12 protein-coding genes and 1 pseudogene are annotated in these 15257 nt (G+C 63.4%); 6 read left to right on the top strand and 7 right to left on the bottom strand.

Annotated features, from left to right (window positions below):
• Window positions 1–79 precede the first annotated feature (79 nt).
• Window positions 80–1450 (top strand): MmgE/PrpD family protein, encoded by a 1371-nt coding sequence (locus tag A3AI_RS0115215; RefSeq protein ID WP_024516411.1) that lies wholly within the window; start codon window positions 80–82, stop codon window positions 1448–1450.
• Window positions 1451–1494: 44 nt separating this feature from the next.
• Here the strand turns inward: A3AI_RS0115215 and A3AI_RS0115210 are convergent, their stop codons facing one another.
• The 3 genes from A3AI_RS0115210 to A3AI_RS0115200 all read right to left on the bottom strand — a co-directional run bounded on the left by A3AI_RS0115210 (window position 1495) and on the right by A3AI_RS0115200 (window position 4759).
• Entirely contained in the window at window positions 1495–2922 is a 1428-nt protein-coding gene (locus A3AI_RS0115210) for a serine hydrolase domain-containing protein (protein ID WP_024516410.1), read from the bottom strand.
• A gap of 142 nt (window positions 2923–3064) precedes the next feature.
• On the bottom strand, window positions 3065–4132 hold the full coding sequence (locus A3AI_RS0115205) for an AraC family transcriptional regulator (RefSeq protein ID WP_024516409.1): 1068 nt from the start codon (window positions 4130–4132) through the stop codon (window positions 3065–3067).
• 54 nt (window positions 4133–4186) lie between these two features.
• Complete coding sequence (locus A3AI_RS0115200) at window positions 4187–4759, bottom strand: GNAT family N-acetyltransferase (RefSeq protein ID WP_024516408.1); 573 nt, start codon at window positions 4757–4759, stop codon at window positions 4187–4189.
• A gap of 186 nt (window positions 4760–4945) precedes the next feature.
• On the opposite strand from A3AI_RS0115200, the gene A3AI_RS0115195 reads away from it, so the two are divergent.
• From A3AI_RS0115195 to A3AI_RS0115185, 3 genes are all read left to right on the top strand, one after another.
• Window positions 4946–5863, top strand: a complete 918-nt coding sequence (locus tag A3AI_RS0115195) for a pirin family protein (RefSeq protein ID WP_024516407.1) — start codon at window positions 4946–4948, stop codon at window positions 5861–5863.
• Between the two features lie 60 nt (window positions 5864–5923).
• Window positions 5924–6838, top strand: coding sequence for a phosphoribosylaminoimidazolesuccinocarboxamide synthase (locus tag A3AI_RS0115190; protein WP_024516406.1), 915 nt, complete (start codon window positions 5924–5926; stop codon window positions 6836–6838).
• A gap of 115 nt (window positions 6839–6953) precedes the next feature.
• Window positions 6954–7748, top strand: coding sequence for a crotonase/enoyl-CoA hydratase family protein (locus tag A3AI_RS0115185; protein WP_024516405.1), 795 nt, complete (start codon window positions 6954–6956; stop codon window positions 7746–7748).
• Between the two features lie 533 nt (window positions 7749–8281).
• Here the strand turns inward: A3AI_RS0115185 and A3AI_RS0115180 are convergent.
• Window positions 8282–9763, bottom strand: a complete 1482-nt coding sequence (locus tag A3AI_RS0115180; protein ID WP_024516404.1) for an aldehyde dehydrogenase — start codon at window positions 9761–9763, stop codon at window positions 8282–8284.
• Window positions 9764–9989: 226 nt separating this feature from the next.
• Here A3AI_RS0115180 and A3AI_RS0115175 point away from each other — a divergent pair, with 226 nt between their 5' ends.
• Complete coding sequence (locus tag A3AI_RS0115175; protein ID WP_024516403.1) at window positions 9990–10976, top strand: DUF3280 domain-containing protein; 987 nt, start codon at window positions 9990–9992, stop codon at window positions 10974–10976.
• A 117-nt stretch (window positions 10977–11093) separates the two neighbouring features.
• Here A3AI_RS0115175 and A3AI_RS0115170 read toward each other — a convergent pair whose 3' ends face one another.
• The 3 genes from A3AI_RS0115170 to A3AI_RS0115155 form a co-directional block, all read right to left on the bottom strand.
• The gene (locus A3AI_RS0115170; protein WP_024516402.1) at window positions 11094–11804 is read right to left on the bottom strand and encodes an SDR family NAD(P)-dependent oxidoreductase; all 711 of its coding nucleotides are present in this window, start codon (window positions 11802–11804) and stop codon (window positions 11094–11096) included.
• 87 nt (window positions 11805–11891) lie between these two features.
• Window positions 11892–12860 carry a LysR family transcriptional regulator gene (locus A3AI_RS0115165; RefSeq protein ID WP_024516401.1) on the bottom strand — a complete coding sequence of 323 codons (969 nt, stop codon included), beginning with the start codon at window positions 12858–12860 and terminating at the stop codon, window positions 11892–11894.
• 697 nt (window positions 12861–13557) lie between these two features.
• On the bottom strand, window positions 13558–14664 hold the full coding sequence (locus A3AI_RS0115155; protein WP_024516399.1) for an alpha/beta fold hydrolase: 1107 nt from the start codon (window positions 14662–14664) through the stop codon (window positions 13558–13560).
• Between the two features lie 398 nt (window positions 14665–15062).
• On the opposite strand from A3AI_RS0115155, the pseudogene A3AI_RS49120 reads away from it, so the two are divergent.
• A pseudogene (locus tag A3AI_RS49120) lies at window positions 15063–15257 on the top strand (IS110 family transposase); the annotation flags it as partial.

Genomic DNA, 15257 nt, shown 5'->3' with positions numbered 1-15257 from the left:
CTGATGTGCGGCAGGCGCGGTTGACGTTGAGGGGTCGCGGCCGTACCAAACGGCAAGACGAGATTTGAGAGGCAACGCCATGGTCCAGGAGACCGCCACGCTGGCCGGCTATGTCGCCGGGCTGACATTCGAGGACATTCCGCCCGAGGTGCTGGACCGCGCCAAGGTGCTGACACTGGACTTTCTCGGCAGCGCCATCCGCGCACGGCGCGATGCGGAATCGACGCCCTCGCTTCTGAAGATGCTTGAAGGGCTATCGCTCGACGGCAAGGGCCAGTCGACCGTGTTCGGCGACAGCAAGACCTGGACGCCGGCTGTGGCCGCGCTGCTCAACGGTGCATTCGGCCATTCGCTCGATTTCGACGACACCCACGCTGACTCCTCGCTGCATCCGAGCGCACCCGTGGTTCCTGCGGCTTTTGCCGTCGGCGAAATGGTCGGCGCATCGGGCCGCGACGTCCTGACCGCGATTGTCGCGGGCTATGAAGTCTGCTGCCGTCTTGGCAATGCACTGGATCCCACTTCGCATTATGCGCGCGGCTTTCACCCCACCGCGACCGCCGGCACCTACGGTGCTGCTGCGGCAGCGGCAAAGCTGTATGGGCTTTCCGAGGCGCAGATCGTCTCGGCTTTCGGCGTCTCCGGCAGCCAGGCCGCGGGCTCGCTGCAATTCCTGGTCAACGGCGCCTGGAACAAGCGCTATCAGGTCGGCGCGGCTGCAATGAACGGCGTGATCGCAGCGACCTTGGCGCGCAACGATTTCGTCGGCTCGATCGAGTCGGTCGAGGGCAAGCATGGGCTCCTGGTGGGCTACAGCGACGATGCCCATCCCGACAAGGCGACCGCGGGACTTGGCGCGACCTACGAGACCATGAAGATCGGCGTGAAGCCCTATCCGAGCTGCCGCTACACCCATGCCGCGATCGACGCCATCATCGCCATGCGGCGCGAGCACAATCTCACACCGGACCAGATCAAGCGCGTCGAGATCGGGCTGCACCGCAACGGCATCACGCTGACCGGCGATGCCGCGACCAAGCGGCATCCGCGCTCGATCGTCGGCGGCCAGTTCTCGATGTTCTTCACCGGCGCGATCGCGCTCGACCAGGGCCGCTTCGGCTGGGACGATTACGACCGGCTCGGCGATGCCGCCATCGACGCGCTCGCCGACAAGTTCGACGTGGTGCAGGACGACCGGCTCGAGACCGGCCGCAAGCATCCCTTCGGCGCGCGCGTCTCAATCACCACCGAGGACGGCGTGCATGAGCGACTGAATGTCGATCCGTCGGGTGAGCCGAACTCCTTCCCGGATGCCCAGGCGATGCAGCAGAAGTTCCTGACGCTGGCGCGTCCGGTGCTCAGCAACCGCGCCGAGCAGCTCGCGAACGCGATCCTATCACTGGAGCGCTTCGATCGCGTGGCGCAAGCAACGCAGCTCGGAAGGCAGTAGTCTCCCCGCTCTTCGCGGGGAGAGGTGGAGCAAGCAGTCGCAGCTCAATCTCTTCCCGCCAGCTTCTCCTTGCCCGCCGTGGCTGCGATCACATCGCGCACGAGCTGCGACACGCCATCTGCATCGAGTGGGAAGTTCACCGTCCGGCCGAAGCGGGCGATTACCAGCCGCTGCGAGGGAATGATGATGACATATTGTCCGATCGTTCCTTTGGCGATGAAAGCGTCGCGCGGCCAGCCTTCGCTGAGCCGGTAGGTCGCGCCACGGCTGTCGCCGAGGTTGGTCCAGAAGCCCGCGCCGTAGCCGACGAATCCACCGGGCGTCGGCGCTGCCGAATACGTCACCCAGCCCTCGGGCAGGATGCGCTTACCGCCCACGATGCCGTCGTCGAGATAGAGCTGGCCGAACCGAGCCCAGTCGCGCGCGGAGGCCAGCATCTGGCTCGATCCTTCCGGCGTGCCGCTGGCATCGAACTCGATGGTGACATGGCGCATGCCGAGCGGCGCGAACAGTTCGTCGCGGGCAAAGCGCAGGTAATCCGAGGGGCGGCCGCCCACCGCATTGCGGATGACCTGGGACAGGATGAGATAATTGCCGTCATGATAGCTCCAGGCCGTCCCCGGCGGCGTCGCGAGTGCTATGGTCTCGGCATAGCCCGCCATGTCCGGCTCCATGAACTTCATGCGGTTGACCGGCTCGAAGGCTGAGCCGAGCGAAGCTTGCAGCGAGGAACCGAGTCCCAGTCCCGCGGTATGGCGCACTAGCTGGTCGATGGTGATCGCGTGACGCGGGTCGTTCGGATCGCGCCAGCCCGCAACCGGCGCCGGTGCGTCCAGCGACAGCTTACCCTGCCGCACGAGGATGCCGACCAAGGCGGAGGTCACCGACTTGGTCGCGGAGAAGCCAAGCAGCGGCGTATCGACGCCGAAGCCCTCTGCATAGCGCTCGGCGACGACGTGGCCATCTTTCATGACGACGAGCGCGCGGGTGCGGCGGAACGGCGGCTGCGCGGGCTCGACGAAGGCGCGATCCAGCGCCGCGGCCAGTTGCGGATTGGCTGGCTGGACTACCGCCGGTCCCGCGATATCAGGCAACAGCGCCGGCTGACGATCCGCTGACGGCATCGCAACCTCGGCCGCCACACCGCCGTGATCCAGATAGCAACCGGCCCCGTTGCGGTAGACGGCATGGCTGCGACCGAGGCCGAACAGCGTCACCGTGACGTCCTTGCGCGTGCGATCGACACGGTAATCCATCGCCCAGGTGATGAGCCGGGTTCCCGGCATGGCATCGATGGTCTCGGCAAAGGTCTTTTCCGGATCGAGGCCGGAGACGAATGTTTCGGAGCAGAGGATGTTGGCGACAAAGCCGGTCGCTACCTTCGGCACGTCGTGTGCCCGCGCCGCGCCGAACAGCACGGCCCCAGTCAGGGCGGTGGTTGCGAGGATGAAGATCAGGCGTCGTCTGGTCATGGCTTTCTCCGGCATGCGCATTGGCGCGTGATCCAAGCGCGAACGAGCCCTATCCGCTCGCCGATTCCGGAAATGGCGCTGGCCGAATGCGGCCCCGCCTTGCCGATTCTGAAATGGCCCCATGTTTACAGGAGCTTACATCCTAGGCTGCGGACGCCTTGAGCTTGCGATATTCGCTAGGCGTCACCCCCGTCATGGCCTTGAAGGCGCGGTTGAAGGGTCCGAGCGACTGGAAGCCCGCGTCCATCGCGATGGTGATGACGGGCACCTCGGCCTGATCAGGGTCGGCCAGCGCCGCCTTTGCCTCCTCGATCCGGTGGTTGTTCAGGAAGGAATTGAAATTGCGGTAACCAAGCTTCTGGTTGATCAGACGCCGCAGCCGGTATTCGGGGATCTTGAGCCTGGTGGCCAGCGTGCCGATGGTGAGATCGTCGTGCCGGTAGACCCGCTCGTCCGCCATCAGCCGCATCAAGGCATCGATCAGCTTCTGGTCCGCGGCAATGGTGTCCGGGTTGATCGATGCGACCGGCACGCTCGCGACGGACGCCATCTCGGGCTCAGCGAACAAATCGCCGGCCGTGACCTGCATCATCGCAATCGATATCCAGGCCACGATTCCGGCCAGCAGCGCTGCATTCACGGTGTTGGCGATATCCGCGGCATCGGTTCCGAAGGTGAATATCTGCAGCGCGTCGTGCAATCCGCCATAGAGCGCCGCGATCACCACGATAAACACCCTCAAGCGCCGGCGGCCCTCGACCAGATCGGCCGACCATGAGCTGACGGTCTGGGCCAGCGCCAGACCAATGAAGCCGAGCGTGAGGAGGTTGATCCCGACAACGGCGGCGTGCGCGTGCCCGCCGGGCGCTATCACCAGGCAGTTGACGAAGCTGAAAGCCACGACAGTGCCCCAGACCAGCGCATGCCAGAGCCTGAGCACGAAGGCATCGTCGAACAGCGCCCGGCAAAACAGCCAGAACACCACGACATCGCCGGTCGAGAGCGCGATCAGCGCTGCGTGCCAGCCCGAAACCGGAGACTGCGCGCCGAAACCGAGGGTGGCGGCATGCGCGGCCGAGCCGAGCGCGAAGGCGACCGCAAGCCGGCCGGCAACGCGGTCGCGGAAGTCGCGAAGCAACGACGCGGCAAGCACCAACAGCATGGCAATGCTCGCACCGCGCAATGCAATATCGATGCTCGCAAGCGACATCGGATCTTCCGGTTCAATCAGCGGCAATGATTTTAGTCGAGGTCATTGGCCTGTTCAATTTTTGCCGGACCATGCGTCGCACCGGGTTACCCAGATGTCGACCGTCTCGCCGGACATCTGTGCCTGGCGTTCGATCGCGGCGCCAAGCCTGCGCGCCACCGCCTGCGAAGCCCGATTTTCCGGATGGATGCAATGGATCACATGATCGATCTCGAAGGTCGAGAACACCCAGTCGATCGCCGCGCGCGCGGCTTCGACCGCATATCCCCTGCCGCGCAGCTCCTTCGCAATGCCCCAGCCAACCTCGAAGCCGGGCCAGGTCGGTGGAAACCATGGACCGACACGGCCGACATATTGACCTGAGGACCTTTCCTCGACCGCGAACATGCCGAAACCATGGAGCGCCCAATGGCCGGAAATGATCGCCGCGTTACGCCAGCCGACGAGCTCCTCGGTGACCGCCTTGCGGTCGGGTGTGATGAAGCGCGCCGTGCAGGGATCGGACAACATCCGCGTGTTCAGGGCGACGTCGGACGCGCGCCAGGGTCGCAGGCTCAGCCGTTCGGTCTCGATGACGGGACCGTGAAACTTGCCGAAGACTGCGCCGGGCTTGACCGGAGGCATCATGAGTTTGACCTTTGCAGAGCTTTTCGGTGCATCGTAAGCCATCGGCCCGGACAGGGGAATGCCTCGCAGCAGCTCGCTTATGATTGCTCGTGATTGCTCGCGCCGGATCGTTCTCTCGGACGTTCTCTTGGACGACGGATGGCCGATGCTGCTATGCTTGCCGCAAGCAACAACAAGGAGGCTCTTATGAGCTGGATGCCTTCCAACGATCCCGTGCTCGGCGATCCCATGTCCTGCGACGCGCTCGATCTCGTCATCGTGCCGCGCACCCGCGATCTCGGCGACGGGTTCCAGGTCCGCCGTGCACTGCCGCACGGCAATCGCCAGATGGTCGGCCCCTTCATCTTTTTCGACCATTTCGGCCCGGTGCAATTCGTCTCGGGCACCGGGATGGACGTGCGGCCGCATCCGCATATCGGACTTGCGACCGTCACCTACCTGTTCGACGGCAAGATCCTGCACCGCGACAGCGAGGGCAACATCCAGGAGATCGAGCCCGGCGCCATGAACCTGATGACCGCGGGCCGCGGCATCGCGCATTCCGAGCGCACGCCGGATGTCCAGCGCAAGGCCGGGCAGAAGATGCTGGGCCTGCAAAGCTGGATCGCGCTGCCTGAGGCCAAGGAGGAGATCGCACCAAGCTTCCAGCACTATGCCGCCGGCGACCTGCCGATGATCAGCGAGCGCGGCTTCACTGCCCGCGTCATCGCGGGCAGCGCGTTCGGCATCACCTCGCCGGTGTCGATGGTATCGCCCTGGTTCTACACCGAGGTGACGGCAGAGGCCGGCGTCAGCGTGCCGCTCGACCCCGACCATGAGGAGCGCGCGATATATGTCGTCGACGGCGAGGTCGAGATCACCCGCGAGCGCTACGAAGCGCCGCGGCTTTTGATCTTCCGGCCAGGCGATGCGATCACCGTTAAGACGATCAAGCCGACGCGCATGATGTTCCTGGGCGGCGACGCGCTGGAAGGCCCGCGCCACATCTGGTGGAATTTCGTCTCCTCCAGCAAGGAGCGGATCGAGCAGGCCAAGCAGGACTGGAAAACCGGCAGATTCGCCGCCGTTCCGCAGGAGCACGAGTTCATTCCGCTGCCGGAATAGGCTATCTACCGATGTCTCTCGCAGGCCCTCTGCGAGAGACATTTTTTCGAAGGCGCCTCCATGACCACCATGCTCTCCAGCGACCTGCCGTTGCCGAAGATCGGCCGCGGCAAGGTACGCGACATCTACGCCGTCGGCGACGACCGCGTGCTCCTGCTCACCACCGACCGCATCTCCGCCTTCGACGTGGTGATGGCCGAGACCATTCCGATGAAGGGCGCCGTGCTGACGCAGATCAGCGCCTTCTGGTTCAAGGAGCTCGAAGGCGTGGTACCCCATCACATGATCAGTGCGGAGACGGATGAGATCATCCGCCAGGTGCCGGCGCTGAAGGATCACCGCGCCGACATTCTCGGGCGTGCCATGCTGTGCAGGCGCACAGCCGTATTTCCGATCGAATGCGTGATCCGCGGCTATCTCTCGGGCTCCGCCTGGAAGGAATATGCGGCCGACGGCACGCTCGCCGGCGAGAAGCTGCCCGCTGGCCTCGTCGAAAGCGCGAAGCTCGAGCCCGCGATCTTCAGCCCGGCGACCAAGGCCGAGACCGGACATGACGAGAATATCACGGTTGCGCGGATGCGGACCGTGGTCGGCGACGACACCGCCCATACGCTGGAGAGCATGACGCGGGCGATCTACACGCTTGGCGAAGAACTTGCCCGCGAGCAGGGCATCATCATCGCCGACACCAAGTTCGAGTTCGGCAAGGATCAGGACGGCCGCATCATCCTGATCGATGAGGTGATGACGCCGGATTCCTCGCGCTTCTGGGCGGTCGACGATTACAAGCCCGGCCAGCCACAAGCGAGCTTTGATAAGCAGCCGCTGCGCGACTATCTCGACAGCGAACGCCGCGTCGGCCGCTGGAACGGTGACGCTCCACCCCCGCCGCTGCCGGCCAGCGTGGTGGACGCGACCAGCAAGCGCTATCTCGAGGCGTATAAGCGCGTGACGGGACGGGAGTTGAAGGTTTAGCTTTTTGTCATTCCGGGGCACGCGCAGGGTGAAATCCGACGTCCGATTGCACATCTGAGTTCGGCGCCAACGCACCGCCCCGAAATGACGGAGGCCACATCAAGGGAGGCGCATCATGTCCGAGCCCGACGCCGTGTTGGTCGAGCGCGATGGTCCGGTGACCGTTGTCTCCATCAATCGCCCGCGTTGCCGCAACGCCGTTGACGGCTTAACCGCGCGCAAACTGTACGACACCTTCCTCGCTTTCGATGCCGATCCCGACGCGTCCGTCGCTGTCTTCACCGGTACCGGCGGCACGTTCTGCGCCGGCGCCGACCTGAAGGCGGTTGCGGTGGGTGACGTCAACAAAAAGCGCGAGATCGGCGGACACAGCACCATCGCCCCGATGGGGCCGAGCCGGTTGCGGCTGTCGAAGCCTGTGATCGCGGCCATCGAAGGCTTTGCGGTGGCCGGCGGCATGGAGCTCGCGCTCTGGGCAGACATGCGCGTGGTCGCCGACGACGCGACCTTTGGCATCTTCTGCCGCCGCTTCGGTGTGCCGCTGATCGATCTCGGCACCATCCGCCTGCCGCGCCTGATCGGCCATTCCCAGGCCATGGACCTGATTCTCACCGGCCGTCCCGTCAGCGGTCCGGAGGCGCTGCGCATGGGGCTTGCCAATCGGCTGGTTGCCAAGGGTGAGACGCGGGCGCAGGCGATCGCGCTGGCGCATGAGATCGCGCGCTTTCCGCAGACATGTCTGCGCGCGGACCGGCTGTCGGCACTCAAGCAATGGGACCTCGCGGAGGAGGACGCCATCGCCAATGAGATGCGCGGCGGACTCGAGGTGATTGCGTCGGGCGAGACGCTCGCGGGTGCGACACGCTTCGCATCCGGGGCCGGGCGTCACGGCGCGTTTGCACGCGAGTGAGCGGAAGGCATCGCTCCTCGCAATGACGATCGAGAGAACACGCCTCTTCATTTTCGGCCGCACCGCGTCCGCGGTGAGCTGATCAAGGTCGGGATGCACCGAGGCTAGGATATCGCGCCCACTGACGACAACTCGGCTGCACCGTAAGTGCAGAGCCGGTGCGGCCTGAAATGTCCCCGCCTTCCATCGAGCTTCGGAAGGCGGGGATAAGTTTCACAAGGTTTACGTACAAACCCGCTTGCAGCGGATAGACCAGTGAGCAGAGTACGGACCATCAATATTATTCACGGGCGCAACCGTGAAGAGCCCGCGCCATCAGAACCAAAATAAGGAAAATATCCATACGAGATCGGGAAATATTTCCGATCGTGGGATGAGTTTTTTCCCGTTGGAACGGAGCGGCACGTCCGCAAATAGCCGGAAGCCGACCCAGTCATGCACGAAGCCCGGCCGACCGCGATGCCATCTAGCTTGCGCAGGCGGCCTAGTCTGGCCTGATCGAAACGGCCGATGCAGAGTGGCTCCGCGATCGGTCAGCGCATGACGAATGGATTGGCCGGAGTGTCCTTGGCAGTCGAGATCCAGACGCTCTTTGTTTCCAGATACTCGCGGACCGCGTCTATGCCGGACTCGCGGCCGACGCCTGAATGCTTCATGCCGCCAAACGGCATCATGTAGCTGATGGCGCGGTAGGTATTCACCCAAACGGTTCCAGCGCGCAGCAGCTTCGGCACACGCACGGCGCGTGCCAGATCGGTGGTCCAGATGCCTGCCGCAAGGCCGTAGATGGTGTCGTTGGCGATCCGAATTGCATCTTCCTCGGTGTCGAAGCTGATGATGGAGAGGACCGGGCCGAAGACTTCCTCGCGCGCGATCCGCATGGTGTTGTCGACATCGGTGAAGATGGTCGGCTCGATGAACTGGCCGCCGACGATACCCTCGCCCGACGCGGGCTTTCCACCAAGGAGGCAGCGGGCACCCTCGGTCTTCGCGATATCGATGTAATCGAGCACCTTCTTGTACTGCGCCGGAGTCGTGATGGGGCCGATATTGGTGTCCGATTGCATCGGGTCGCCAATCTTGGCGGAGCGAGCAAGCTCCAACAGGCGCGCCACGAATTTGTCCTTGATCGAGCTTTGCACAAGCAGGCGTGATCCGGCGATGCAGGTCTGGCCCGTCGCGGCGAAGATGCCGGAGATCGCGCCTGCCGCGGCCGCATTCAAATCGGCATCCTCAAAGACAATGTTGGGAGACTTTCCTCCCAGCTCGAGCGAGACGCGCTTGAGGCTGCGCGCAGCGGTCTCATACACCTTTGCGCCCGTCGCATCCGATCCCGTGAAGGTGATCTTGGCGACGCCGGGATGCGAGATCAGCTCGCTGCCGATCTCGGGCCCGAAGCCGGTGACAACATTGAAGATTCCATCGGGAATGCCGGCCTCTTTCGTCAACGCGGCGAATTCCAGCGTACTGGCGGACGTGAATTCCGACGGCTTGACGATGACGGCGCAACCGGCGGCGAGCGCCGCGGCACATTTCCAGGCGACGAACAGCAGTGGCGAATTCCAGGCCGTCAACGCGGCCACGACGCCGACCGGCTCGTGCGTCGTGTAGGCGAAGGTATCGGGCTTGTCGATCGGCACCAGCCCACCTTCGATCTTGTCAACGAGCCCGCCGAAATACCACCACCATTCCGGATGATAGCGAAGCTGGCCCAGCATCTCGGCCATGAGCTTGCCGTTGTCGCGCACCTCGATTTCGGCGAGACGCTGCGCGTTCGCCGCGACGAGGTCACCCAGCTTTCGCATCGCCTTGCCGCGCGCCGACGCCGTCATCTTCGACCAGGGGCCGCGCCACATCGCCTCATTGGCGGCCTTCACGGCCTTGTCGGCATCGGCGGCAGAGCCGCGCGGAATCTTCGCCCAGGGCTTGCCGTGATAGGGATCGATCGAATCGAACCATTCCCCGTTGGCAGGGTCGACCGATTGGCCGTTGATATAAAGCTGGTAAGTTTTCACGATATCCTCCGTCGAGCAATGACGTCAGTCGCTGGCGAAACCATATACTCCATTCTACGCGCCCGTTAAAACGAAGCCGTGAAAGGAGGGCGATGGCACTCGAACTGCCTGACGCTGTGCGGTACCGGCGGGAGATTTTCCCGGCGCGAGGCGGGAAACCGTAAGCCGCGGCGCGCGGATGAAACGCCTATGGTGGCACGCGCCACCTGCCAACGGATGTCAAATCATGCGTAACGCCCGCATTCTCCACCTTGGTGCCGCGACCGCTTTACTGCTGGCATCGAGCCTCAGCGCAGCGATGCCCGGCAGCGCCGAGCGGCCAGCCATCTCTATTTCCATCGACGAATTCGGCTATTTCGACACCTCGAACGAGCCCACCGATCAGGCGGCCGTGCATCAAAAGCGCCTGCAGACGTTCATGGCTGCGCTGCGCGGGGACCTCAGCGCGGACGCACGCTTTCAGCTTGTTGCCTCCTCCTGTGCCCCGGCCTGCGCGAGCGACGGCCCGGGGTTTGCGGAGCGACTTCACGCCGCATCACGGGACGGAGCGAAGATCCTGACCGTCGGCAATATCCAGAAGATGAGCACGCTGGTGCAATGGGCGCGGCTGGCGGCGATCGATACGGCCACCAATCGAATCGTGCTTAAAAAGCTTTTCACCTTCCGTGGCGACAGTGACGAAGCCTGGCGGCGGGCCGAGACCTTTGTGTCGGAGGAGCTTCGCGCAGGCCTGGCAGGCGGCCCGGCGACTGCCGTTGCGGCGCCCGCTGCAATCAAGCTTGCGGTGTTCCCGTTCGAGCTCGACGACACCAGTGCGAGCGCCGAAACCATCGGCGAAACCGCTTCCGACGCCACGGGATTGAGCGATACGACCGATGCGATCCGCCAACTGCTGGCGCAGTCGGGCCGCTATCAGCTGGTCGACGTCGGCTCCGCCGGGGCGGACGCCGCCAAAGCCCGTGCGTTGCACGACTGCAGCGGGTGCGAGTCGCAGGCGGCATTGGCACTCGGCGCCGACCAATCGCTGCTTGGCGTTGTCAGGCGCGTGAGCCGCACCGAATACACGATCGGCTTCCTGGTTCGGGATTCCCATACCGGCGCCGTGGTCGCCCATGCCGACAGCGGACTGCGCATGGGCGCCAACTATTCCTGGAGCCGCGGCGCGACTCGACTGGTGCGCGATCAGCTATTGGAGGGCGACGGACGACAATAGCCGTCACTCGTCCCCGCCTAAAGCATGATCCGGAAAAGCGTGTAGCGGTTTTCCGAAAGATCGTGCTCGATCAAAGGCGTAAAGCGCGATGACAATTCAACCAAATCTCATCGCGCTTTAGCGGCCGGCGCTCTGGCCGCCGTCGACATGCAGGATCTCGCCTGTTACGAACGAGGCGCCTTCGAGATAGAGCACCGCTTCGACAATGTCGCGTATCTCGCCCATCCGCCCGACCGGATGCAACCCGGCCAGGAACTCATGCGTCTGGGGCGCGTGCATCGGCGTCTTGATCACGCCGGGAGACACCGCGTTGACGCGGATGCCCTTGGCTGCATATTCGATGGCCAGCGACTTTGTCGCCGCGTTCAACCCGCCCTTGGTCAGCGAAGCGAGTACAGACGGCACGCTGCTGCTGGCGTGATCGACCAGGGTGGTGGTAATCTGGACGATGTGCCCCGACCCCTGCTTCAGCATCTCCCCGGCGACGCGGCGCGTGATCTGGAAAAACCCGTTCAGATTGATGCCGAGGATGTTGACATAATCCTCGTCGGTATAGGCCGTGAACGGCTTTGCAACGAAGATGCCGGCATTGTTGACGAGCGTGTCGATACGGCCGAAGCGCTCGACCGCTTGCGAGACGACGCGTTCCGCTGTCGCGGGATCTGCGATGTCACCGGCGACAGCGAGGATACCCGTATCCGATGACGGCTTGATCGAGCGGGAGGTTGCGACGACGCGATAGTTGCGGTCGCGATAAGCGCTGACGAGAGCCCCGCCGATCCCCTGCGATGCGCCAGTAATGATTGCGACTTTCTGTTCTGCACCCACAATGAGCCTCCATGATCTCTGCCAAAACGACGCTTCCGTCGTTGCACATGGCCAAATAGGCATCGCGGGGCTTGGGGCCAATGCCCGCTATCCGGCAGACACTCTTCCGCCGCGCGAACGAATGACTTCGCCGGTTTCCTTCGCTTCGCGCGACAGGCTCTCGAAATAGTGCTTCAGCCGCGGCACCGCGAAGTCGGCAAAGGCGCGGACCTTGGGCACCGAGAAGCGGCCGGGCGGCGCGAGCAGGTGCACGGGCAATGGCGGATATTCGTCCTGGCCGAGCAGGATCTTGAGCTGCCCGCCCTTGATCTCCGCGGCGATGTGATAGGAAAACACGCGCGTCACGCCGTTGCCCTCGGCGGCGGAGGCAACCGCGCCACGCACGGTGTTGACGATGAGCCGCGGCGTGAACTGGACGGCCCTCGCGACGGACGAGCCTGGCGGCGGCGCAAATGTCCAGGAGTCCTGTCCGAAATGCGTCATCGCGATGATTTGATGCTTTGCCAGGTCAGCCGGCTCGTGGATGACCGGATGTCGGGCAAGATAGGCAGGTGCCGCGGCAACCACGCGGCGCACCTCACCCAGGCGGATCGCGACGAAGCTCGAATCGTCAAGATGCGCGATCCGCAACGCGACATCGATTCCCTCGTCGATCAAATTCACCGGCCGGTCCACCAAAAGCAGCCGCACCGAGACCGCGGGATGCTGCTTGACGAAGGCGTCGAGCATCGGCCGCAGCAGATCTTCGCCGGCGATAACAGGCGCGGTCACGGTCAGCGTGCCGCGCGGCGCCGCGCGCTCACCCGCAGCCGCAATATCGGCTTCCTCAAGATCGACGAGCACCCGCCGGCAGGCAGCCGCGTAGCGCTCGCCGGCCTCGCTCAACTTGAGGGAACGCGTGGTGCGGTGCAGGAGCTCCGTGCCCACATGTTCCTCGAGAAAGGCGATGGCCCGGCTGACTGCGGCCGGCGAACGACCAAGCCGCCTGCCCGCGCCCGCCAAACTCCCCTCGTCGACAGCCGACACAAACACTTTCATGGCGTCGATGCGGTCCATGGCTCGCCTTCGCTCGTCAGCAGCACGTGGTGCGAGTTTAGAAGACATCGCCATCGGCTGGCTACTTGCGGGGTCGCCGCGAGGTCCGATTGAGGGGTGCGGCGCGCTGGGCCGCGGCGAACCCTCTATGATCGTCAGGCACCTATGGTCTGGCTTGAGCCTTACCGCTGGTGGCTGCGAGGGAGCGGCTTTCCACCACAAGGTGGCCGGCCCCCTCAGTTTCAAGTTTATCCTTGAAGTTCAAGGGCTTTCGGGCCGCGTAGGCCCTGTCGTACCAGGTGACAAAGTCGAAGGCTTCCGCGCCTCTGGCGCTGCGACGCCAGCGCCCAGGCGCTTACACACGCTCTCCGGCAGATCGTACGGCGCCTTTACGGACGGCGACAGCGACAGCTACACGCTTAAATTGTAGCAAAGACCCGGCGTATACGGAAGTCTCCAATAGGCCGGGCAGGTCGCCGGGTGCGCTGGGGACGCTGCGTCAGGGGCACAAGCTCATAATCTTGATGGGGCAGCCGGCGGCCTTCCGCCGGGTTGTCGGAGCGACGGTGTGCTTCACCGAGCGCGCAAGGGCGATTCGCAACAGCCTGGATTTGCTGCGCCGGGAATCAACGACGTTGAAGAACAGTGAGCGAGTATAATTGGGGGAAGCTATCAGCCATTGCTTGAGCCCCGGTAACAATTCTTCGATGGATTTGGCCTAGGCCGGTCGTAAAAATTCGAGTATCGCCGCGTTCACTTCCGCCGGCCGTTGCTGCTGAATCCAATGACCGCTGTCGGGCAGAATGAGCGTCTTCTTCAATCCCGGCACCGTGGTCGGCAGCTCCTCAAGCGGCTTAGCCATAGCCTTTATCACGCCATCATTGCTTCCCGCGATGAAGAGCGCTGGTTGCTGAATCTTCATCCCCTCCCAGCCTCCCGAAAGCTCCCAATTGCGGTCGATATTGCGGTACCAGTTCAAACCACCGCGATAGCCACTGCGCTTATAAGTTTCGACAAAGTAGGAAATATCCTCATCCGTTAGCCAAGACGGCAATTGCTGCGGTATGGTTGCATCCGCCAAGAACCCCATTCCGGGTTTCATCATCAGCGATATGCCGGTCCCGTAAAAGAGTGTCCGCACGCTGCGATCGACATCGCGCTCAAATTCGGCCTCCGCCACACCAGGCGTTTGAAAATACAGCTGATAGAAATTAGTGTTCCCAGCATCCCGAAGTGCCTTCATCGGGGCGACAGGCGAACGTGCGCGATATGGCACGCTCATCGCCACAACCGCGCGGAAAATGTCGGGCCGCAGCAGCGCTGAAGTCCAAGCAACCGGTGCGCCCCAATCATGGCCGATAATGATCGCCTGTTTTTCTCCGAGTATTAAGACCAATTGCACCATGTCGGCAACGTTGTGGCCGATCGTGTACTCCCCGACATCTTCAGGGGCGTCCGTTTGGCCGAAGCCTCTCATATCAGGGGCCACCGCGTGAAAGCCTGCCTCTGCAAGCGCACGCAACTGATGCCGCCAGGAATACCAACATTCCGGAAAGCCGTGGCAGAGCAGCACCAACGGACCTTGACCAGATTCGGCGATGTGCAAACGCAGCCCGTTTACAGAAACCGTTCGATGGCTCGGTTCGTATTGTGCCGTGCCACTCTCGGTGGCAGCCAAAGTGACGCCCCACAGCGCATCGCCGGAGGCGTCTGTGGATGCAATCAGCGCAGGGGTGGCTAGTGAACCCGCGATCCCTCGCAGAACGGTTCGCCGATTGCACGAAGTAAGATTGGAGAAATGATTTGCATCATATGAGGGCTTCATCTTGCATCTTTCTCTATTAGAAATGTTGCAAATGTCCGAGCGGAACGGCCTTCGAGCGCACGCAACCCTGGCCTCGAGCTCACGACGCTCCCTCACGAGCGCAACGCAAGCAACGCATCAATCGGATTACAGGCAGCCTACTGTGCAACTGGCAGGCTCACAAGGCAGTTGCGGAGCCGCGCGACAGCTCCATCCCGCATGTCTGCCTTTATCCCTCCTCTGGCGAGGCTAAGGCTCGGCTGGAGTTCGGGCGTCCAATGCCTCGGGCTACGCCGGGTAAGCCCAACGTTCAGGACGGTTGAAGTCCGCCTGTGATGCTGTGGACGGCTCCTCCACGGGCACGAGAGTGCCAAGGAGTGGGCGCCGTTTGAGGCTCCCACGATTCGGAGGAGCAGCCTATGCAGTCAATTTCGACGATCGGTCTGGATATCGCGAAGTCGGTCTTTCAATTGCACGGCGTTGATGCAGCCGGCCAGGTGGTCATACGCCGTCAGTTGAAGCGCCGGCACGTCCTGGCGTTTTTCCAGAAATTGCCGCCATGCCTGGTGGGGATCGAGGCTTGCGCGTCATCGCACCATTGGTCTCGCGAACTG

The organism is Bradyrhizobium sp. Tv2a-2 (genome assembly GCF_000472425.1).
Classification (GTDB): Bacteria; Pseudomonadota; Alphaproteobacteria; order Rhizobiales; family Xanthobacteraceae; genus Bradyrhizobium.
This window is presented reverse-complemented; position numbering and strand designations above follow the sequence as displayed.